The 20,440-nt window shown below is 70.1% G+C and carries 18 protein-coding genes and 1 pseudogene; 6 read left to right on the top strand and 13 right to left on the bottom strand.

The window, feature by feature from the left end:
* Positions 1-146 precede the first annotated feature (146 nt).
* Positions 147-1,502: a replication-associated recombination protein A gene (locus V8690_RS06965; protein ID WP_338776518.1), complete on the bottom strand. Its 1,356-nt coding sequence runs from the start codon at positions 1,500-1,502 to the stop codon at positions 147-149.
* Positions 1,503-1,558: 56 nt separating this feature from the next.
* Complete coding sequence (locus V8690_RS06970) at positions 1,559-2,215, bottom strand: vitamin K epoxide reductase family protein (protein ID WP_338776519.1); 657 nt, start codon at positions 2,213-2,215, stop codon at positions 1,559-1,561.
* Between the two features lie 142 nt (positions 2,216-2,357).
* Between V8690_RS06970 and V8690_RS06975 the strand changes: the two genes are divergently transcribed.
* The 4 genes and pseudogenes from V8690_RS06975 (at position 2,358) to V8690_RS06990 (ending at position 5,881) form a co-directional block, all read left to right on the top strand.
* Entirely contained in the window at positions 2,358-3,224 is an 867-nt protein-coding gene (locus V8690_RS06975; protein ID WP_338776521.1) for an ABC transporter ATP-binding protein, read from the top strand.
* A complete protein-coding gene (locus V8690_RS06980; protein ID WP_338776523.1) occupies positions 3,221-4,066 on the top strand; it encodes an ABC transporter permease in 846 nt (281 codons plus the stop codon). Before V8690_RS06975 ends, V8690_RS06980 begins: the two co-directional genes overlap by 4 nt.
* A pseudogene (locus V8690_RS06985) lies at positions 4,042-5,258 on the top strand (sensor histidine kinase). The gene V8690_RS06980 and the pseudogene V8690_RS06985 overlap by 25 nt, the downstream one beginning before the upstream one ends.
* Positions 5,255-5,881: a response regulator transcription factor gene (locus V8690_RS06990; RefSeq protein WP_338776525.1), complete on the top strand. Its 627-nt coding sequence runs from the start codon at positions 5,255-5,257 to the stop codon at positions 5,879-5,881. Before V8690_RS06985 ends, V8690_RS06990 begins: the two are co-directional and overlap by 4 nt.
* Before the next feature lie 38 nt (positions 5,882-5,919).
* On the opposite strand, the gene hisS is transcribed toward V8690_RS06990, so the two are convergent.
* Both hisS and V8690_RS07000 read right to left on the bottom strand, forming a co-directional pair.
* Positions 5,920-7,182 carry a histidine--tRNA ligase gene (gene hisS, locus V8690_RS06995; protein WP_338776527.1) on the bottom strand — a complete coding sequence of 421 codons (1,263 nt, stop codon included), beginning with the start codon at positions 7,180-7,182 and terminating at the stop codon, positions 5,920-5,922.
* An 11-nt stretch (positions 7,183-7,193) separates the two neighbouring features.
* Positions 7,194-7,901 (bottom strand): MBL fold metallo-hydrolase, encoded by a 708-nt coding sequence (locus V8690_RS07000; protein ID WP_338776530.1) that lies wholly within the window; start codon positions 7,899-7,901, stop codon positions 7,194-7,196.
* 167 nt (positions 7,902-8,068) lie between these two features.
* Between V8690_RS07000 and V8690_RS07005 the strand changes: the two genes are divergently transcribed.
* Together V8690_RS07005 and V8690_RS07010 are read left to right on the top strand one after the other, a co-directional pair.
* Positions 8,069-8,914: a peptidylprolyl isomerase gene (locus V8690_RS07005; protein WP_338776532.1), complete on the top strand. Its 846-nt coding sequence runs from the start codon at positions 8,069-8,071 to the stop codon at positions 8,912-8,914.
* A gap of 136 nt (positions 8,915-9,050) precedes the next feature.
* Entirely contained in the window at positions 9,051-10,280 is a 1,230-nt protein-coding gene (locus V8690_RS07010; RefSeq protein ID WP_338776535.1) for a DUF349 domain-containing protein, read from the top strand.
* A gap of 65 nt (positions 10,281-10,345) precedes the next feature.
* On the opposite strand, the gene relA is transcribed toward V8690_RS07010, so the two are convergent.
* The 9 genes from relA to V8690_RS07055 form a co-directional block, all read right to left on the bottom strand.
* The gene (gene relA / locus V8690_RS07015) at positions 10,346-12,859 is read right to left on the bottom strand and encodes a GTP pyrophosphokinase (RefSeq protein WP_338776537.1); all 2,514 of its coding nucleotides are present in this window, start codon (positions 12,857-12,859) and stop codon (positions 10,346-10,348) included.
* A gap of 201 nt (positions 12,860-13,060) precedes the next feature.
* Complete coding sequence (locus V8690_RS07020) at positions 13,061-13,603, bottom strand: adenine phosphoribosyltransferase (RefSeq protein WP_338776540.1); 543 nt, start codon at positions 13,601-13,603, stop codon at positions 13,061-13,063.
* Entirely contained in the window at positions 13,600-14,715 is a 1,116-nt protein-coding gene (gene secF, locus V8690_RS07025) for a protein translocase subunit SecF (RefSeq protein ID WP_338776541.1), read from the bottom strand. The genes V8690_RS07020 and secF overlap by 4 nt, the downstream gene beginning before the upstream one ends.
* Position 14,716: 1 nt before the next feature.
* A complete protein-coding gene (secD, locus tag V8690_RS07030) occupies positions 14,717-16,483 on the bottom strand; it encodes a protein translocase subunit SecD (protein WP_338776544.1) in 1,767 nt (588 codons plus the stop codon).
* 132 nt (positions 16,484-16,615) lie between these two features.
* Complete coding sequence (gene yajC, locus V8690_RS07035) at positions 16,616-17,113, bottom strand: preprotein translocase subunit YajC (RefSeq protein WP_338776546.1); 498 nt, start codon at positions 17,111-17,113, stop codon at positions 16,616-16,618.
* Between the two features lie 196 nt (positions 17,114-17,309).
* A complete protein-coding gene (ruvB, locus tag V8690_RS07040; protein WP_274815024.1) occupies positions 17,310-18,380 on the bottom strand; it encodes a Holliday junction branch migration DNA helicase RuvB in 1,071 nt (356 codons plus the stop codon).
* A 25-nt stretch (positions 18,381-18,405) separates the two neighbouring features.
* Positions 18,406-19,011 carry a Holliday junction branch migration protein RuvA gene (ruvA, locus tag V8690_RS07045; protein ID WP_338776553.1) on the bottom strand — a complete coding sequence of 202 codons (606 nt, stop codon included), beginning with the start codon at positions 19,009-19,011 and terminating at the stop codon, positions 18,406-18,408.
* Positions 19,008-19,538: a crossover junction endodeoxyribonuclease RuvC gene (ruvC, locus tag V8690_RS07050; protein ID WP_338776554.1), complete on the bottom strand. Its 531-nt coding sequence runs from the start codon at positions 19,536-19,538 to the stop codon at positions 19,008-19,010. The genes ruvA and ruvC overlap by 4 nt, the downstream gene beginning before the upstream one ends.
* 115 nt (positions 19,539-19,653) lie before the next feature.
* A complete protein-coding gene (locus tag V8690_RS07055) occupies positions 19,654-20,406 on the bottom strand; it encodes a YebC/PmpR family DNA-binding transcriptional regulator (protein ID WP_010046505.1) in 753 nt (250 codons plus the stop codon).
* Positions 20,407-20,440 lie beyond the last annotated feature (34 nt).

Here is a 20,440-nt window from a genome sequence, read left to right on the forward strand (position 1 = left end):
GAGTGGTGGTGGGCTGCCCGCGACACCGTTCGACGGTGCGCGACGCTCCTGGTGCCGGTCCGGGGACTGGGCCCCTGACTGACTCCGGCCGACTGTCCTGTTCTGACTGCACGGGACGCGGCACTCCGGCCAAGTTTACAGGGTGCTCAGGACCGCTTTCGACCGAGGTTCTTCCGGGTCCACTCGACCGCGTCCGCGTAGCGGGCCTCCGCGCCGTGCCGGGTCGGCTCGTAGTACTCGCGGTCCTTGAGGGCGTCCGGGGCGTACTGCTGGGCGGCGATTCCCTCGGGCAGGTCGTGCGGGTAGACGTAGCCCTGGCCGTGGCCGAGCTTGGTGGCGCCCTTGTAGTGACTGTCGCGAAGGTGCGCGGGCACGGGCCCGGCCAGTCCCTTGCGGACGTCCTCCAGGGCGGCGCCGATCGCGGTGGTCGCGGCGTTGGACTTGGGGGCCAGGGCGAGGGCGATGGTGGCGTGGCTGAGGGTGAGGGCGGCCTCCGGGAAGCCGATCATGGCGACGGCCTGGGCGGCGGCGACCGCGATCGGCAACGCGTTCGGGTCGGCGAGGCCGATGTCCTCGCTGGCGGAGATCATCAGACGGCGGGCGATGAAGCGGGGGTCCTCGCCGGCCTCGATCATCCGGGCCAGGTAGTGCAGGGCGGCGTCGACGTCGGAGCCGCGGATGGACTTGATCAGGGCGCTGGCCACGTCGTAGTGCTGGTCGCCGTCACGGTCGTACTTCACGGCGGCCCGGTCGACCGTCTCCTCCAGGGTGGTCAGGCCGATCTCCGTCTCGCCCTTGTCCAGGGCGGCTCCGGCGGCCGCCTCCAGGGCCGTCAGGGCGCGGCGGGCGTCGCCGCCGGCGATGCGCAGGAGGTGGCTCTCGGTCTCCTCGGGGAGGGTGACGGCGCCTTTGAGGCCGCGCTCGTCGGTCAGGGCTCGCTGGACGAGGCCCTTGATGTCGTCGTCCGTGAGCGGTTCGAGGGTGAGGAGGAGGGAGCGGGACAGCAGGGGCGAGATCACCGAGAAGTAGGGGTTCTCCGTCGTCGCAGCGATCAGTGTCACCCAGCGGTTCTCGACGGCCGGGAGCAGGGAGTCCTGCTGGGCCTTGCTGAAGCGGTGGATCTCGTCGAGGAAGAGGACGGTCTCCTTGCCGTACCCGCCGGAGGCGCGACGGGCGCCGTCGATGACCGAGCGGACCTCCTTGACACCCGCGGTGATCGCCGACAGTTCGACGAAGCGGGCGTTGGTGGCCTTGGAGACGACGTACGCCAGGGTGGTCTTGCCCGTGCCGGGCGGGCCCCAGAGGATCACCGAGGAGGGGCCGGCCGGGCCGGAGGCGCCCTCGCCGACCAGTCTGCGCAGGGGCGAGCCCGGCTTCAGCAGATGCCGCTGGCCCACGACCTCGTCGAGGGTGCGCGGGCGCATCCGCACCGCCAGGGGGCTGCTGGACGGCTCCTTCTCCTGGCGTTCTTCTGCTGCGGCGGTGAACAGGTCGGGCTCCACGTCAGAAACCCTAAATCACGGCACTGACAATCCCTCCGGGCCCTGGTGCCCCCGGCTCAGCTGATCCAGAAGTTCCACCAGCGGGTCAGGATCAGCATGCCGATGATGCCGATGTGCAGCACGGGCATGACCCAGGTGAACTCGCCGAAGAAGCCCTTGAGCCAGCCCGGGGCGGGCAGGAAGCCCTTGCGGATGTTGAACGACGTCACGTACCAGAACATGAGGATCGTCGCGACCCAGGCCAGGCAGCACCACAGGCACAGCGCGTTGATCCGGTACAGGGACTGGAACATCAGCCAGGCGCAGAAGCTCACGCCGAACAGGCAGCCGGCGTTGAAGGTGAGCCAGTACCAGCGCGGGAAGCGGGCGCGGGCGAGCAGGCTCATGCCGACGCCGATGACGATGCCGTAGGCGACGAGGCCGAGCATCGGGTTCGGGAAACCGAAGACGGCCGCCTGCTTGCTCTCCATGACGCTGCCGCAGGAGACGACGGGGTTGAAGCTGCACCCTGGGGTGAACGTCTTGCCCTCGACCTTGGCCTCGAGGATCTTGAACTTGTCGATCGTGATGACCCACGCGGCGAGCAGTCCGGCCGCGCCGGTGATCACCAGCAGCAGGGCGAGGGCCCGGCTGCCGCCCTCGGCGCGGGGCGCGATCTGGGCGCGCTCCGGCTCGGGCTCCGTGGAGACGTCCTTGACTGTCGTCTTGCTCATCACGCCGATTCCGTCACTTGAGACCTGGACACCTTCGGACAGGGCCATTGTGCCGCACAGGTACGTCCGTCCACCGTTCAGTGGACATAAGGACGTCCGCACGGTCGTCCCTGAGGGTGCCGTTCCGGCCGACGCTCGTCGCATGACAGCACACGAGTACGACCTCGCCGTTCAGGTGCGGGGGCTGCGCAAGAGGTACGGGGGCGTGACCGCCGTCGACGGCATCGATCTGGGCATCCGGCGGGGCGAGGTGTTCGGCCTGCTCGGGCCCAACGGCGCGGGCAAGAGCACCACGGTGGAGATTCTCCAGGGCAACCGGGACCGGGACGCGGGCGAGGTGTCGGTGCTCGGGTCGGACCCGGCGAGCGCCACGCGCGCGTGGCGCTCGCGCGTGGGAATCGTCTGGCAGGACGAATCGGCGCCGGCGGAGTTGACGGTCCGGGAGACGGTGCGGCACTTCGCCGGCGACTACCCGCGGCCGCGCGACCCGGAGGAAGTCATCGGCCTGGTCGGCCTGGAGGCGAAGGCGGACAGCCGGATCAAGGCGCTGTCGGGTGGCCAGCGCCGGCGTCTTGACGTGGCGCTCGGCGTGATCGGCGGCCCGGACCTGCTGCTCCTGGACGAGCCGACGACCGGGTTCGATCCGGCGGCCCGGCGGCAGTTCTGGTCGCTGATCCGCGCCCTGGCCGACGAGGGCACGACCATCCTGCTGACCACGCACTACCTGGAGGAGGCTGAGGCCCTCGCACACCGCCTGGCCGTCGTCGCGAAGGGCCGGATCGTCGCCGAGGGCGAGCCCGGGGCGTTGCGGGAGCGGTACGGCACCGAGTCCCTCGTCGAGTGGACCGAGCGGGACGGCACTCCGCGCAGGGAGCGCACCGGGACGCCGACCAGGACGATCGCCGGGCTCATGCGCCGCTTCGACGGTGAGATCCCGGGACTGGCGGTGAGCCGGCCCACGCTGGAGGACGTCTACCTCCGGCTCACCGGACAGGAGAGCGGGGCATGACCACGACCGTCGTACGGGACCGCGGTGCGGTCGGCGCCGAGGGGCTGCCCGGCGCCTGGGGGCTGGGGCTGCGGCGGGGTGCCCTGGAGATCAGGCAGTTCTTCCGGCAGCGCGACCAGGTGGTGTTCACGTTCGCCTTCCCGGTCGTCTTCCTGTTCCTTTTCGCGTCGATCTTCCGGGACGACGTGGACGGCGCGGGCATCACCGCCTCGCAGCTCTACGTCCCGGCGATGATGGCCGCCGGCATCATGTCGACGAGTTTCCAGGCACTGGGCATCTCGATCGCCGTGGAGCGGGAGGAGAAGGCGCTGCGCCGGCTGCGTGGCACGCCGATGCCGCCGACGGCGTACTTCCTCGGCAAGATCTGGCTTGTTCTGTTCACCGGTGTGCTGGAGACGGTGATCCTGCTGCTCGTCGGCACGACCGTGTACGACGTGGACCTGCCGTCCGACGCGGGCCGCTGGTTCGACCTGGCGTGGATCTTCGTGCTCGGGATCACGGCGTGTGCCCTGCTCGGCATCGCGATCAGCTCGGTGCCGAGGTCCGCGAACAGCGCGAGCTCCGTCGTCGTGCTGCCCTTCTTGGTGCTCCAGTTCATCTCCGGTGTGTACATCGCGATCGGCACCATCCCGGACTGGATGCTGACCATCGGCGCGCTGTTCCCGCTGAAGTGGATGTGCCAGGGGCTGCGCGGGGTGTTCCTGCCGGAGTCGGCGCAGGTGCTGGAGCAGGCCGGGAGCTGGGAGTTGGGACGGGTGGCCCTGGTGCTCGCCGCGTGGTGCGTCGGAGGATTGGCGCTGTGCCTGCTGACGTTCCGCTGGAAGGACCGGCGCGAGGGGTGAGCGATGCGGCGGATGCCGACAGCGCCTACACCTGGGAGCGCTCGTTCCGGCTCTGGGACACGTACTTCGCGCTCATCTGGGTGGCGACCTTGGTGTTCGTGCTCGGCGCGGGCCGCCCCGGGTGGCCGGCCCGTGTCGTCGCGGCGGCGCTGCTCGCCCTGCTGATCCCGCTCTTCGTGGGGGTGGGGCGGCCGCTCCTGCGGCAGGACCCGTCCGACGAGCGACGGGCGCTCGTCTATCTCACGGCGGCGCTGGCGCTGTTCCTTCCGTCGGCGGTCCTCGTCGGGGAGACGCGGCTGATGACGTTCGCACTCGTCCCGCAGTGCTTCATGACGCTGCGGATGCGGTGGGCGCTGGTGGCGGTGGCCGTCATCAACTTCGCGCCGGTGGTCGGCTGGGCGCTGCTGTGGTGGCCGAGCGACGAGGACGTCTTCTTCAACGTGCTTTTCGCCGTGGTCACGTTCGTCTTCTCGGCGGCGGTCGGTGGCTGGGTCATCCGGATCATCGAGCAGAGCCAGGAACGGGCAGCGCTGATCACCGAGTTGGACGCCAGCCGCCACGAGGTCGCGCGATTGTCGACGGCGCACGGGGCGCTGGCCGAGCGGGAGCGGCTGGCCCGGGAGATCCACGACACGCTCGCGCAGGGATTCACCAGTCTGGTGATGCTCATCCAGGCGGTCGAGGCGGAGCTGGAGCACGACCTGCCCGAGGCGCGGCGTCATCTGCGGCTGATGGACGAGACGGCCCGGCAGAACCTGGCCGAGGCCCGGGCCCTGGTGGCCGGGGGCGCGCCCGCCGACCTGGACGGCGCCTCCCTCCCGGACGCGCTGGGGCGGCTCGCCGCGCGCCATGACGCGGCGCTGGAGGTGACCGGCCCGGTCCGTGCGCTGCCCGCCGGCCCGAGGTGGTCGCCCTGCGCGCCTGCCAGGAGGCGCTGGCCAACGCCCGCAAGCACGCGGGGAGTTCGGTGGCGGTCGGGGTGTCGCTGGCGTACGCCGATGGCATGCTGACCGTGTCCGTACGGGACGATGGGCCCGGCTTTGACCCGGATGCCGTTCGGGGGGGCTACGGTCTGGCGGGGTTGCGGGCCCGGGCCGCCGAAGTGGGCGGAACCGCCGAGGTGCGCAGCGCCCCGGGCGACGGCACGGTCGTGACCGTCCGGCTGCCGGTCGTGAGGAGGGAGACGCCGTGATCCGGATCGTCCTGGCCGACGACCATCCCGTCGTACGGGAGGGGCTGCGGGCGATGCTCAGTGCGGAGCCGGATCTGGAGGTCGTCGCCGACGCGTCCAGCGGGCCTCAGGCGGAGGCGCTGGCGGCTCAGTTGCGGCCCGACATCGTGCTGATGGATCTGCGGATGCCGGGCGGCGGGGGCGTCGACTCCATCGTGCGGATGACGCGGGCCGGGCTGCCGTGCCGGGTGGTGGTGCTGACGACGTACGAGACGGACCGGGACATCCTGCGGGCGGTGGAGGCCGGGGCGGCGGGTTATCTGCTGAAGGACCTGCCGCGTGCGGAACTCGCGGAGGCGGTGCGGGCGGCGGCGCGCGGCGAGACGGTGTTGGCTCCCTCGGTGGCGGCCCGGCTGGTCGATCAGTTGCGCACGAAGCCGGAGCGGCCGCGGCTGTCGGAACGGGAGACGGCGGTGTTGCGGCTGGTCGCCGAGGGCTGCACGAATGCCGAGATCGGGCGTCGTTTGTTCATCGGGGAGTCGACGGTGAAGACGTATCTGCTGCGGATCTTCGGCAAGTTGGGGGTGGACGACCGGACGGCGGCGGTGACGAGCGCGATGCGGTACGGGCTGCTGGAGCAGTGAGGAAGGCGCCGGGGGTATCCGGCGCCTTCGAACTCGAGTCAGCCCAGCCGCGCTTCCAGTTCCGCCACGATCTCGTTCACGCCCACCGCCGTCTGCTCGCCCGACTCCATGTCCTTGAGCTGGACGACGCCCTCGGCGAGGTCGCGTTCGCCGGCGACGATCGTGTAGCGGGCGCCGCTGCGGTTGGCGTTCTTCATCGCGCCCTTGAGGCCCTTGCCGCCGTAGGAGAAGTCGGCCGCGATGCCGTTCTTGCGCAGCTCCATGACCTTGGCGAACAGGACCCGGCGCGCCTCCTCGCCGAGCGGGACGGCGAACACGCTGGTAGTGGCGGGGAGTTCGAGCTCGACACCCTCCGCCTCCAGCGCGAGGACCGTGCGGTCGACGCCGAGGGCCCAGCCGACGGACGGCAGCGCGGGGCCGCCGATCATCTCGGACAGGCCGTCGTAGCGTCCGCCGCCGCCGACGGCGGACTGGGAGCCCAGGCCGTCGTGGACGAACTCGAACGTCGTGCGCGTGTAGTAGTCCAGGCCGCGCACCAGCTTCGGGTCGTCCTCGAAGGCGACGCCCGCCGCCGTGATCAGCTCGCGGACCTCCTCGTGGTACGCCTTGCAGGCGTCGCAGAGGTAGTCGCGCAGCAGCGGGGCGTCCCCCAGCTGCTTCTGGACCGACTCACGCTTGTCGTCCAGGACGCGCAGCGGGTTGATCTCCGCCCGGCGCAGGGTGTCCTCGTCCAGGTCCAGGCCGCGCAGGAAGTCCTGGAGTGCCGTCCGGTACACCGGGCGGCACTCCTTGTCGCCCAGGCTGTTGAGCAGGATCCGGAAGTTGCTCAGACCCAGCGAGCGGTACGCCTGGTCGGCCAGGATGATCAGCTCGGCGTCCAGTGCCGGGTCCTCGGCACCGATCGCCTCGGCGCCGACCTGGGAGAAGTGGCGGTAGCGGCCCTTCTGGGGGCGCTCGTAGCGGTAGTACGAGCCGGAGTACCAGAGCTTGACCGGGAGGTTGCCGGCCTTGTGCAGGTTGGCCTCCAGCGCGGCACGCAGGACGGAGGCCGTGCCCTCCGGGCGCAGGGCCAGCTTGTCGCCGCCCTTGGTCTCGAAGGCGTACATCTCCTTCGTCACGATGTCCGTGGACTCGCCGACGCCGCGCGCGAAGAGTTCGATGTTCTCGAACCCCGGCGTCTCGATGTAGCCGTAGCCGGAGTCGCGCAGCGGTGCGGCGATCGCATCGCGGACCGCCAGAAACGTCGCGGAGTCCGGTGGGATCAGGTCGTACGTGCCCTTGGGGGCCTTGAAGGTGCTCACGGAAGGTCTCGTCACATTCCTCGTCGGGGAGCCTCGGCAGCTCCCTGGCCGGCCGCCACCTGCCGCAGATACGGGTTGGTGGCGCGCTCCTGGCCGATGGTGGTCTGGGGGCCGTGGCCGGACAGCACCGCGGTCGAGTCGTCGAGCGGCAGGCACACGCGGGCCAGCGAGTCGAGCATCTCGGCCATGTCGCCGCCGGGCAGGTCGGTGCGTCCGATGGAGCCGGCGAACAGCAGGTCGCCCGAGAACAGGATCGGCGGGATGTCCGCCGCCTCGGGCATGCCGAAGGTCACCGACCCCTTGGTATGACCCGGCGCGTGCGCCACGGACAGCTCCAGACCCGCCAGCTCCAGCTTCGCACCGTCGGCCAGCTCCTTGACGTCGTCGGGCTCCCCCACGGTCAGCTCGCCCATGAGCGGCATCCCGATGGAACGGCCGAGCGCCTTCTCCGGGTCGCTCATCATGTACCGGTCGTCGGGGTGGATCCAGGCCGGCACGTCGTGCGTGCCGCACACCGGTACCACCGAGGCCACATGGTCGATGTGGCCGTGGGTGAGGACGACCGCGATTGGCTTGAGCCGATGCTTTCTGATCGCTTCCTCGACGCCGTCGGCGGCCTGATGGCCGGGGTCGATGATCACGCACTCCTCACCGGCGGCGGGGGCGACGAGGTAGCAGTTCGTCCCCCAGGCCCCGGCGGGGAACCCGGCAATGAGCACGATCGTCCTTCGTTGTGTCGATACGGGCGGCTGCGGCTGCTGTCAGAGCCTACCGGCGCTGCCGATTCCTCAGCGAACCCATATACGGTACGGGGCACACGCAGGCGGTCGGCGCACAGGCCCCACGCGTACCGGTCGACGTATCAGACGCATGAGGAGAGAACCCGGTGGTCAGCCAGGAACAGCGGCGGCGTCAGCTCGCCCGTGAGAAGTACTTGCGGCAGCAGCAGCGACGCACTGACGCACGGCGCAAGGCCCGTATCCGCAACTCCGTGATCGCCTCGGTTCTGGGCGTGGTCGTGGTGCTCTCCGTGTCGGTCTATCTGACCAAGCCGTTCGAGGACGACGGCAAGAAGGAGAACGCGGGAGCGGAGGTCACCCCGAGCGCCTCGCCCACCAAGGCCGCGGACCCGTGTGAGAAGCCCGCCGCGGGCAAGGTCAAGTCGGAGACCTGGAAGAAGGAACCGGCGATGACGATCGACGAGTCGGCGAAGTACACGATGAAGCTGGAAACGACCTGCGGCGAGATAGACATCGCGCTGAAGGCGTCGGCGGCGCCGCACACCGTCAACTCGTTCGACTTCCTCGCCGGCAAGGGTTACTTCGACCACAGCAAGTGCCACCGGCTCACGAACCAGGGCATCTACGTCCTCCAGTGCGGCGACCCGCAGGGCACCGGCATGGGCGGCCCCGGCTACACCATCCCGGACGAGAACCTCAAAGACAAGAGCCTCAAGGGCGGGGTGTACCCGGCGGGCACGGTGGCGATGGCGAACCAGTACAACCCCCAGACGAAGCAGGGCCGCGACAGCGGCGGCAGCCAGTTCTTCCTCGTCTACCAGGACAGTCAGCTGCCGCCCGACTACACACCGTTCGGAACGGTGTCCGAGGCGGGCATGAAGGTCCTCAAGAAAATCGCCGACGCCGGAGCGCAGGCCCCCGACCCTCAGACGGGCAACACGGCGCCCAACGCGACGGTCGTGATCAACAAGGCCACGGTCACCAAATCCTGACCCTCAACTGCGTAATTTCGGTCGCGCGGGATGCGGACAGGCCCCCCGCCGGTCGCCTATGTTGGCCGTGACGAAACTGTGGACGATGCCCGGGGGAGCTTCAGGCCCCTCGCAGGCATCATGTGGAGGAGGCGCTGTGAGCAGCGACCCGTGGGGCCGCGTCGACGAGACGGGGACCGTGTACGTGCGTACGGCCGACGGCGAGCAGGTCGTCGGATCCTGGCAGGCAGGCTCCCCCGAGGAGGCGCTGGCCTATTTCGAGCGCAAGTACGAGGGCCTGGTTGTCGAGATCGGCCTCCTCGAGAAGCGAGTGAAGACCACCGACCTGTCGGCGAAGGACGCCCAGGCGGCCATCGACCACATCCGGGAACAGGTCGACGCGCACCACGCGGTGGGCGACCTGGACGCCCTGCGGGTCCGGCTGGACAAGCTCACCGAGTTGGTGGAGGCGCGCCGCGAGGAGCGCAAGGCGCAGCGGGCGAAGCAGTCCGACGAGGCGCGCAAGGCCAAGGAGTCGCTGGTCGCCGAGGCGGAGGAGCTGGCGCAGTCCGACCAGTGGCGGGCAGCCGGTGAGCGGCTGCGGGCTCTGGTGGACACCTGGAAGGGCCTGCCGCGTCTGGACCGCAAGTCCGACGACGAGCTGTGGCACCGGTTCTCGCACGCCCGGTCGGCGTTCTCCAAGCGGCGCAAGCAGCACTTCGCGCAGCTGGACGCGCAGCGCGAGGAGGCGCGGCGGACCAAGGAGCGGCTGGTCGCCGAGGCCGAGGCGCTGTCGAACTCGACGGACTGGGGTGCGACGGCCGCGCGCTACCGCGAGCTGATGGCCGAGTGGAAGGCCGCCGGCCGCGCCCAGCGTGAGCACGAGGACGACCTGTGGAACCGCTTCCGCGGCGCCCAGGACGTCTTCTTCGCCGCGCGCAGCTCGGTCTTCGCCGAGCGGGACGCCGAGCAGGCGGAGAACCTGAAGCTCAAGGAGGAGCTGGCCGAGGAGGCCGAGAAGCTCCTGCCGATCACGGACCTGAAGGCGGCCAGGGCCGCGTTCCGTTCGATCAACGAGCGGTGGGAGGCCATCGGTCATGTGCCGCGTGACGCCCGGCCCAAGGTCGAGGGCCGTATGCACGCGGTCGAGCGGGCCCTCCAGGAGGCGGAGGAGGCCGAGTGGCGCCGGACGAACCCGGAGGCACGCGCGCGTGCCGAGGGTCTGACCGGTCAGCTCCAGGCCGCCGTGGACAAGCTGAGGGGCCAGATCGAGCAGGCCCGGGCGCAGGGCAACAACGCCAAGGCCGACAAGCTCGAGCGTGAGCTCGAGGGCCGCCAGGCGCTGCTGGACCAGGCGCTGAAGGGTCTCCAGGAGTTCGGAGGCTGATCAGCCGGTCGAAAAGGGGCCCCGTACGTGCCGTGAGGGGGCCCCTTTCCCATGTCACAGGGCCGCTACGACCTGCTGCGCGCCGACGTCACCCGGTACACGTCGTAGACGCCCTCCACGCCCCGGACCGCCTTCAGCACATGGCCGAGATGCTTCGGGTCGCCCATCTCGAAGGTGAAGCGGGAGGTGGCGACGCGGTCGCGGGAGGTCTGGACGGCCGCGGAGAGGATGTTGACGTGCTGGTCGGACAGCACGCGGGTGACGTCCGAGAGGAGCCGGGAGCGGTCCAGGGCCTCGACCTGGATGGCGACCAGGAAGACCGAGGACTGGGTGGGCGCCCACTCGACCTCGAGGATGCGCTCGGGCTCGCGGGACAGTGAGTCCACGTTCACGCAGTCGTTGCGGTGAACCGATACGCCACTACCGCGGGTGACGAAGCCGATGATGGGGTCGCCGGGGACGGGCGTACAACAGCGGGCCAGTTTGACCCACACGTCCTCGACGCCCTTGACGACGACACCCGGGTCGGCGCTGGAGCGGCGTTTGCGGCTGCGTCCGCGGGCCGGCGGGACCGACTCGTCGATCTCCTCGGTGGCGGCCTCCTCGCCGCCGAGGGCCTGGACGAGCTTCTGCACGATGTTCTGCGCGGAGACATGGCCCTCGCCGATCGCCGCGTACAGCGCGGAGATGTCCGCGTAGCGCATCTCGTGCGCGAGGGTCACCAGGGAGTCGCCGGTGAGGATGCGCTGGATGGGCAGGTTCTGCTTGCGCATGGCGCGGACGATGGCGTCCTTGCCCTGCTCGATCGCCTCGTCACGGCGTTCCTTGGAGAACCAGGCGCGGATCTTGTTGCGGGCACGCGGCGACTTCACGAAGCCGAGCCAGTCGCGCGAGGGACCGGCGCCGGGTGCCTTGGAGGTGAAGACCTCGACCAGGTCGCCGTTGTCGAGGGTGGACTCCAGCGGGACCAGCCGGCCGTTGACCCGGGCGCCTATCGTGCGGTGGCCGACCTCGGTGTGGACCGCGTAGGCGAAGTCCACCGGGGTGGCACCGGCGGGGAGCGCTATGACGTCGCCCTTGGGGGTGAAGACGAAGACCTCGTTGCGGGACAGGTCGAAGCGCAGGGACTCCAGGAACTCGCCGGGGTCCTCGGTCTCCTTCTGCCAGTCGAGGAGCTGCCGCAGCCACGCCATGTCGTTGATGGCGTCCTTGTCCTTGCCGGAGGACCTGGGCGCGTCCGTGCGCACCTTGGAGGCGCCGGCGACGGCCTCCTGCTTGTACTTCCAGTGCGCGGCGATGCCGTACTCGGCGCGGCGGTGCATGTCGAACGTGCGGATCTGGAGCTCGACCGGTTTGCCGCCGGGGCCGATGACCGTCGTGTGCAGCGACTGGTACATGTTGAACTTGGGCATCGCGATGTAGTCCTTGAACCGGCCGGGGACCGGGTTCCAGCGCGCGTGCACCGTGCCGAGGGCCGCGTAGCAGTCGCGGACGGTGTCCACGAGGACGCGGATGCCCACCAGGTCGTAGATCTCCGCGAAGTCACGGCCGCGGACGATCATCTTCTGGTAGACGCTGTAGTAGTGCTTCGGGCGGCCGGTCACGGTCGCCTTGATGCGGGCCGCCCGCAGGTCCTGCTGGACCTCGTCGGTGACGATGGCGAGGTACTCGTCGCGCTTCGGGGCGCGCTCGGCGACCAGGCGGACGATCTCGTCGTACATCTTGGGGTAGAGGATCGCGAAGGCGAGGTCCTCCAGCTCCCACTTGATGGTGTTCATGCCCAGGCGGTGGGCGAGCGGCGCGTAGATCTCCAGGGTCTCGCGCGCCTTCTTCTCCTGCTTCTCGCGCTTGAGGTAGCGCATGGTGCGCATGTTGTGCAGGCGGTCGGCGAGCTTGATGACCAGGACGCGCGGGTCCTTGGCCATGGCGACGACCATCTTGCGCACGGTCTCGGCCTGCGCGGCCTCGCCGAACTTGACCTTGTCCAGCTTGGTGACGCCGTCGACGAGCAGGGCGACGACGTCACCGAAGTCGCGGCGCAGGTCGTCCAGGCCGTACTCGGTGTCCTCGACCGTGTCGTGCAGCAGGCCGGCCATCAGGGTGGCCGGATCCATGCCCAGCTCGGCGAGGATGGTCGTCACGGCGAGGGGGTGCGTGATGTACGGGTCGCCGCTCTTGCGCTTCTGGCCGCGGTGCCAGCGCTCGGCGACCTGGTAGGCGCGCTCGATCTGGCGGAGCGTCGACGTCTCGATCTTCGGGTCGTTGCTGCGCACTATCCGCAGCAACGGCTCCAGCACCGGGTTGTACGGGTTCGCGCGCTGGACGCCGAGGCGGGCCAGACGGGCTCGGACGCGGTTGGAGGAGCCGGTGCGGGCCGGCTGGCCGGCGGCCTGACGCACGGGCGGGGCGGGCTTGGGGCGCGACTGCTCGGCGGGCTTGTCGACGGGCGCCGACGGGGCGTGCTCGACCGGCCCGCGGGTGTCGTTCTTCGCGTGGGGCGCGTTCGGCGCGGGCTTCGCCGCGGCTGCCGAGGCGGACTCGGGCTTGGCGGCGGTCAGGTGCTGGGCCTCGTCTGGCAAGAGGGCTCCTCGTGCGCGATCCGGGTCCCCCGGTCAGGCTCCGGAGACCCCATGGTAGCCATCCTGGACCCCAGGATCGCCTTCAGGCCAATGTGAGGACCGTCTACCCGGGAAACGTGAGAGGCGGGCACCGGATTTCTCCGGGCCTGCCTCCGCGGTGTCGTGCCGGTGTCGTGCCGCTGTCCGCCGGGCTGCTGTGGGCTACCGGACCGTGAGCAGCGCCTCCAGCGGAGCACCGTCGAGAGCCGGTTCCAGGCGGGCGCGGCCGCTCAGGAAGCCGAGCTCCATGAGGACGGCGAGACCCGCGACCTCGGCACCGGCCCGGCGGATGAGCTGGACCGAGGCCTCGGCGGTGCCGCCGGTGGCGAGGACGTCGTCGACGACCAGGACGCGGTCGTCGGCGGTCAGGTCCTCGGCGTGCACCTCGATCTCCGCCGAGCCGTACTCCAGGTCGTAGGCCTGGGCGAGGGTGGCTCCGGGGAGCTTGCCCGCCTTGCGTACGGGGATGAAGCCGAGGCCGGCGCGGACGGCGACCGGGGCGCCGAGGATGAAGCCCCGGGCCTCCAGGCCGACGATCTTGGTGGCACCGGTGCGCTCGGCGATATCGGCGAGGGCGTCGGTGAGCGCGGTGAACGCCGCCGGGTCCGCCAGGAGCGGGGTGATGTCCTTGAACATCACGCCCGGCTCCGGGTAGTCCGCCACGTCCCTGATGCGGCTGAGCAGCAGCTCCCTGATGTCGGTCATCGGCGCTTCCCCGAGGGACGGCCACGGCCCCGGGTGCGGGACGCGGGCTGGTTGCGCGGACCGACGACCGCGGGTGCGGCGTCCTCGGGCTCGCCGTCGTACGACTCGTCGTCGCCGTGGACCTCGGTCTCGCCCTTGGCGGCGGACTGGGCCCGCTTGGCGAGGACGCGCTTCCTCAGGGCCTTCAGCTGCGGCTCGCGCTCCTTGAGGTCGGCGACGAGCGGCGTGGCGATGAAGATCGAGGAGTACGCACCGGCGGCCAGGCCGACGAACAGCGACAGCGAGATGTCGTTCAGCATGCCGGCGCCGAGGACACCGCCACCGATGAACAGCAGGCCCGCCACCGGCAGCAGCGCGACCACCGTGGTGTTGATGGAGCGGACCAGGGTGCTGTTGATCGAGCGGTTGGCGATGTCGCTGTAGGTCCAGCGGGTCTGTTTGGTGATGTCCTTCGTCTGTTCCTTGAGGCTGTCGAAGACCACGACCGTGTCGTAGAGCGAGTAGCCGAGGATGGTCAGCAGACCGATGACCGTACCCGGTGTGACCTCGAAGCCGACAAGGGCGTAGATGCCGACCGTGATGGTGATGTCGTGGATCAGTGCGACGAACGCGGCGAGCGCCATGCGCCACTCGAAGGCGATCGCCAGGTAGATCACCACGAGGACCAGGAAGATGCCGAGGCCCTGCCAGGCCTTGTTCGCGATCTGCTCGCCCCAGCTGGGGCCGACCAGTTCGGCGTTGATCTGCTCCGAGTCGACCTTGAGGTCGTCGGCGAGCGTGTTCTTGATCTTGTTCGCCGCGTCGGTGTCGATGCCGGCGACCTGAATGCGCAGACTGCCGTCACCCAGCTTCTGGACGATCGCGTCGTGGCCGGAGGCCTGTTCCGCGTACTCCTCCGCCCGGGACACCGAAGCGCTGGTGTTCTTCGGGGTGTTGAAGACGGCGCCGCCCTCGAACTCGATGCCCATGTTCAGGCCGCGGACCGCCAGGCCGACGATGGCCGTGATGGTGATCAGGATGGACAGGCCGTACCAGATCTTGCGGTTCTTGACGAAGTCGTAGCCGACCTCGCCACGGTGCAGCCGGGCGCCGAGGTTGCCGAGTTTCGACATCTCAGGCCTCCTTGGGGTCGACGGGGACGGCGGGACGGCGGGTGCGGCGCAGCGGTGGCTGCGCCCCCAGGCTCTTCGGGTCGAGGCCGGACCACTTGTGGCCGTTCGCGAAGAACGGGCGGCGGGCCATCAGCGTCAGCAGCGGCTTGGTGAAGAGGAACACGACGACCACGTCGAGCAGGGTGGTCAGGCCGAGCGTGAACGCGAAGCCCTGGACCTTGCCGACGGTGACGATGAAGAGCACCGCGGCGGCGAGGAACGACACGAAGTCGGAGACCAGGATGGTGCGCCGGGCACGCGGCCAGGCCCGCTCGACGGCGGGGCGCAGCGAGCGACCCTCCCGGATCTCGTCGCGGACGCGTTCGAAGTACACGATGAACGAGTCCGCGGTGATGCCGATCGCGACGATGGCACCGCACACGGCCGGCAGGTTCAGCGCGAAGCCGATGGTCGGGCCGAGCAGGGCCATGAGCGTGTAGGTGAGCGCGGCGGACACCAGCAGCGAGAGGATCGCGATGAACGACAGGCCGCGGTAGTAGGCCAGCAGATAGATGACGACCAGCGCGAGACCGATCGCGCCTGCGATCAGGCCGGCGTTCAGCTGGTCACCGCCGAGCGCGGCGGTCACCGTCGTCATGCTGTCCACCTTGAAGGTCAGCGGCAGCGCACCGTACGACAGCATGTTGGCGAGTTCCTGGGCGGACTGCTGGGTGAAGTTGCCGGAGATCTCCGCATTGCCGCCGGTCAGGGCCTGCCGCACGTACGGGTCGGAAACCACGTCACCGTCCAGGACGATCGCGAACTGGTTCTGCGGAGACTGGTTCTGCGCCAGCTTGCCGGTGATGTCCGCGAACTTCTTGGCGCCCCCGTCGGTGAAGTCCATCGTGACCGTCCAGCCCGCACCGGTCTGGGTGTTCAGGACGGCCTGGGCCTTGTCGACGTCGGTGCCGTCGACCTCGGCGGGGCCGAGGATGTACTTCTGCCACTGACCCTGCGCGTTCTTGCCGCAGGCCAGGGTGGGCTGGGAGGCCTTGACGCCGTCGCCCACGGTGGAGCGGGTCTTCTCGTTGGTGCAGTCGAGCTTGGCGTACTGCTCCTGGAGCTTGCTCGGGTCGTCGCCGGCTGCGCCGCCGGTCGCGGAGGCGGAGGGGCTGGCCTTCGCCTTGTCCGAGGCGCTCGCGGACGGCGTCGCGTCGGCCTTCAGCGCGTCCGTGACCGCGCGGCCCTGGGTGCTGGGAGAGGCGGACGGGGAGGCGGAGCCCTTGTCGGTGGCCTCGGGCTTGTCGGTGGCCTTGCCGGACGGCTGGTCCGAGGGGCTTCCCGTGGGGCTCGGCGAGGGGCTGGCCGCGCCACCGCCGCCGGAGACCTCGGTCGCGATGACCGGGCGGAAGTAGAGCTTGGCGGTGGTGCCGACCTGCTTGCGCGCCTGCTCGGAATTCGTGCCCTTGGGGATGTTGACGATGATGTTGTCCCGGCCCTGCGTCTGGACCTCGGCCTCCTGGACGCCCAGACCGTTGACACGGCGCTCCATGATGGAGACGGCGGTGTCCATGTTGGTCTTGTTGATCGCCGCTTCGTTGCCGGCCTCGGGGACCGCGCGGAGCGTGATGCTGGTGCCGCCGGCCAGGTCGATACCGAGACGCGGGGTGGTGTGCCCCGAGGCGAACATCCCACCGGTGAGCGCCGCGATGGCGATCAGAATCAGGGCCAGCGAGCGCCCCGGCTTGCTCTGGGCGCTCGCGTTCCGGCCCTTTTTAGGTGTGGCCACCTTCTCGTACTCCCTCTCGGGCCACCTCGCTCCGGATCGGCGGACGGGCGGCCATGACATGGTGTCGGGATTCCGTGCGAGCCGGTCGTGTCGCGGGGTGCGCGGGCCGGGCCCGCGCACCCCGGGACACGACTACTTCGCCTCGGAGTCGCCGTCGGTCTTCTTCGGCTCTTCGTCCGTCTTCGCCTCGCCGGCCGGGGCGTCGTCGGCCGGCTCGTCGGCCGCGTCCTTCTTGCCGAGGTCGACGGCCTTGTCGTCAGCGGTGGCGTCGGCGGCGGAGTCACCGGTCTCGGTGAGGGAGGAGGCGTCGTCCGGGACGATGTCGGCGTCGGACTTCAGGTCGTGCTCGATGCCGTGGACGATGCGGTTGTACTCGTCGTCGGTGAGGACGGCACCGATGGCGTTCTTGGCGAAGAGGAGCTCGACGCCCGGACCGGCGTCGACGAGGACGGTGTCCTCGTTCACCTCCTTGACCGTGGCGTACATGCCCCCGATGGTGCGCACACCGCTGCCGGGCTGCATTTGGTTCCGCATCTCCACGGCCTGCTGCTGCTTCTTCTTGGCCGACCGGGTCATCAGGAACATGGCCCCGATGAGCACGATGAACGGGAGGAGGGTCAGGAGACTCACGGGTCGGTACTTCCTTCACACGACCGCGCTGTGAGCGGCCAGATGGTTGGGGGTGTGTACGCCGCCGACAAAGGCGGCATCGGCGGAGTCTAAGCGAGTCCGCGCGCATGGAACAACGCTCAGCATGGCACCGGGGTTCCTGCTCCGGCCACTGACCTCGCCGCCTAGGAGCCATGACGGGTCCGTGAGGGGGCCGTCACGCCCCGAACAGGTCCTGTTGTCCGTTTCCGGCGGTCTGTGAGCGGGGCGGGGTGAGGCCGAGATGCGCCCATGCGGCGGGGGTGGCGACGCGGCCGCGCGGGGTGCGGGCCAGCAGTCCCTCCCGTACCAGGAAGGGCTCGGCGACCTCTTCCACGGTCTCACGCTCCTCCCCCACGGCGACCGCGAGCGTGGACAACCCGACGGGGCCGCCGCCGAACAGCTTGAGCAGGGCTTCCAGCACGGCCCGGTCGAGGCGGTCGAGGCCGCGGGCGTCCACCTCGTAGACGGCGAGGGCTGCCTCGGCGATGTCCTTGGTGATCAGGCCGTCGGCCTTGACCTGCGCGTAGTCCCGGACGCGGCGCAGCAGACGGTTGGCGATGCGGGGCGTGCCGCGGGAGCGGCCGGCGATCTCGGCGGCGCCGTCCGGCTCGATCTCGACTTCGAGGAGGTCCGCGGAGCGGTGGATGACCCGCTCCAGTTCGGCCGGTTCGTAGAACTCCATGTGGGCGGTGAAGCCGAAGCGGTCGCGCAGCGGGGGCGGCAGCAGGCCCGCGCGGGTGGTGGCGCCGACCAGGGTGAACGGGGGCAGCTCCAGCGGGATGGCGGTGGCACCCGGGCCCTTGCCGACGATGACGTCGACGCGGAAGTCCTCCATCGCCATGTACAGCATCTCCTCGGCGGGCCGGGACATGCGGTGGATCTCGTCGAGGAAGAGGACCTCGCCCTCCTGGAGGGAGGAGAGGATCGCGGCGAGGTCGCCAGCGTGCTGGATGGCGGGGCCCGACGTGATGCGGATCGGGGCGCCCATCTCGGCCGCGATGATCATCGACAGGGTGGTCTTGCCGAGGCCGGGGGCGCCGGAGAGCAGCACGTGGTCGGCGGTGGCGCCCCTCGCGCGTGCGGCGCGCAGGACGAGGTCGAGCTGCTCGCGGACCTTCTCCTGGCCGATGAACTCGCCCAGGTCCTTGGGCCGCAGGGCGGCCTCGACGGCTTGGTCCTCACGGTCGGCGGACGCACCGACGAGCCGCTCGGCGGCATCGGCGTCGGTCGTGTCGTCCCAGTTCATGTGATGTGCCTCGGAGTCGTGGGGGTCAGCGGGCGCGGTTCAGAGTCTGGAGGGCGGCCTTCAGCAGCGGTCCCACCTGGGGCGTGCCCTCGGCGGCCTCGGCCTGCGGAGCCACGGCGGCCACCGCCTCGTCGGCCTCCCGGGTCGCGTACCCGAGGCCGATCAGGGCCGCGTGCAGCTGGTCGCGCCAGCCGCTGCTGACCGGTGCGCCGACGGCGGGTGCGCCGACCGGCGCGCCGAGCCGGTCCTTCAGCTCCAGGAGCAGCTTCTGGGCGCCCTTCTTGCCGATGCCGGGGACCGCGGTGAGCGCTTTCTCGTCGCCGGTCGCGACGGCCCGGCGCAGGGCGTCCGGGCTGTGCACGGCGAGCATGGCCTGAGCCAGCCGGGGACCGACACCGCTGGCCGTCTGGAGCAGCTCGAAGACCTGCCGCTCGTCGTCGTCCGCGAAGCCGTACAGGGTGAGTGAGTCCTCCCGTACGACGAGGGACGTGTGCAGCTTGGCGGACTGGCCCATGCGGAGTGTGGACAGCGTGTTCGGCGTGCACTGGACGGCCATGCCGACGCCGCCGACCTCGACGACCGCGGCGTCGGGGGCGAGCGCGGCGACGGTGCCGCTGACGAAGGCGATCATGCCGTACGGCCTTTCGATGTGTGCAGGGCGACGGCCTGCTGGAGTCGGTTCTGCGCGGGGGCGCGCCAGATGTGGCAGATGGCGAGGGCGAGGGCGTCGGCCGCGTCGGCGGGCTTGGGTGGTGCGCTGAGCCGGAGGAGGCGGGTCACCATCGCGCCCACCTGGGCCTTGTCGGCCCGGCCGCTGCCGGTGACGGCGGCCTTGACCTCGCTCGGCGTGTGCAGCGCCACGGGGATTCCGCGGCGTGAGGCGCACAGCAGGGCGACGGCGCTGGCCTGGGCGGTGCCCATCACCGTGCGGACGTTGTGCTGGCTGAAGACGCGCTCGACGGCGACGTGTTCCGGCCGGTGTTCGTCCAGCCACTGTTCGATGCCCTGCTCGATGGCGACCAGGCGGTGGCCGAGGTCGGCGTCCGTCGGCGTACGGACGACCCCGACGCCGATCATCGTGAGCGGCCGTCCGGCGACGCCCTCGACCACGCCCACACCACACCGGGTCAGTCCCGGGTCCACCCCCAGAACGCGCACGCGCCCTCCCTCTCGCTCACCTGTTTGTGCAGGCTATCGGGTGCCACCGACAACGCGACGGGCCGACGGGGTGTGTCCCGTCGGCCCGTTGGTCCTGCGGAGCCCGCGCTCGGAGTTACGCCCCGACCTTCTCCATGACCTCGTCGCTGACATCGAAGTTGGCGAAGACGTTCTGCACGTCGTCGCTGTCCTCGAGCGCGTCGATCAGCTTGAAGATCTTCTTGGCGCCCTCCTCGTCCAGCTCGACCTGCATGGTCGGGACGAAGTTGGCGTCGGCGGAGTCGTAGTCGATGCCGGCGTCCTGGAGGGCGGTGCGGACCGCGACCAGGTCCGTGGCCTCGCTGAGGACCTCGAAGGTCTCGCCGAGGTCGTTGACCTCCTCGGCGCCCGCGTCCAGCACCGCGGCCAGCACGTCGTCCTCGGTCAGCTCCCCCTTGGGGACGATCACGACGCCCTTGCGGTTGAAGAGGTAGGACACCGAGCCCGGGTCGGCCATCGAGCCGCCGTTGCGGGTCATGGCGACACGGACCTCGGAGGCGGCGCGGTTGCGGTTGTCGGTGAGGCACTCGATGAGCACGGCGACACCGTTCGGGCCGTAGCCCTCGTACATGATCGTCTCGTAGTCGGCGCCGCCGGCCTCCAGGCCCGCGCCGCGCTTGACCGCGGAGTCGATGTTCTTGTTGGGGACCGACGACTTCTTCGCCTTCTGGATGGCGTCGTAGAGCGTCGGGTTGCCCTCGGGGTCGGCGCCGCCCATCCGGGCCGCCACCTCGATGTTCTTGATCAGCTTCGCGAAGAGCTTGCCGCGCTTGGCATCGATGACGGCCTTCTTGTGCTTCGTCGTGGCCCATTTAGAGTGGCCGGACATCTGCCTGTCTCCTTCGCGTAACCCATCTCAGCAA

Source organism: Streptomyces sp. DG1A-41 (genome assembly GCF_037055355.1).
Classification (GTDB): Bacteria; Actinomycetota; Actinomycetes; order Streptomycetales; family Streptomycetaceae; genus Streptomyces.

Bases quoted from the DNA above. Each gene is read 5' to 3' on its own strand.
- V8690_RS06975 (WP_338776521.1), top strand. From the start codon at position 2,358: ATGACAGCACACGAGTACGACCTCGCCGTTCAGGTGCGGGGGCTGCGC.
- V8690_RS06970 (WP_338776519.1), bottom strand. From the start codon at position 2,215: ATGAGCAAGACGACAGTCAAGGACGTCTCCACGGAGCCCGAGCCGGAG.
- V8690_RS07055 (WP_010046505.1), bottom strand. From the start codon at position 20,406: ATGTCCGGCCACTCTAAATGGGCCACGACGAAGCACAAGAAGGCCGTC.
- secF (WP_338776541.1), bottom strand. From the start codon at position 14,715: ATGTCGAAACTCGGCAACCTCGGCGCCCGGCTGCACCGTGGCGAGGTC.
- ruvA (WP_338776553.1), bottom strand. From the start codon at position 19,011: ATGATCGCCTTCGTCAGCGGCACCGTCGCCGCGCTCGCCCCCGACGCC.
- ruvB (WP_274815024.1), bottom strand. From the start codon at position 18,380: ATGAACTGGGACGACACGACCGACGCCGATGCCGCCGAGCGGCTCGTC.
- V8690_RS07020 (WP_338776540.1), bottom strand. From the start codon at position 13,603: ATGACCGACATCAGGGAGCTGCTGCTCAGCCGCATCAGGGACGTGGCG.
- V8690_RS06980 (WP_338776523.1), top strand. From the start codon at position 3,221: ATGACCACGACCGTCGTACGGGACCGCGGTGCGGTCGGCGCCGAGGGG.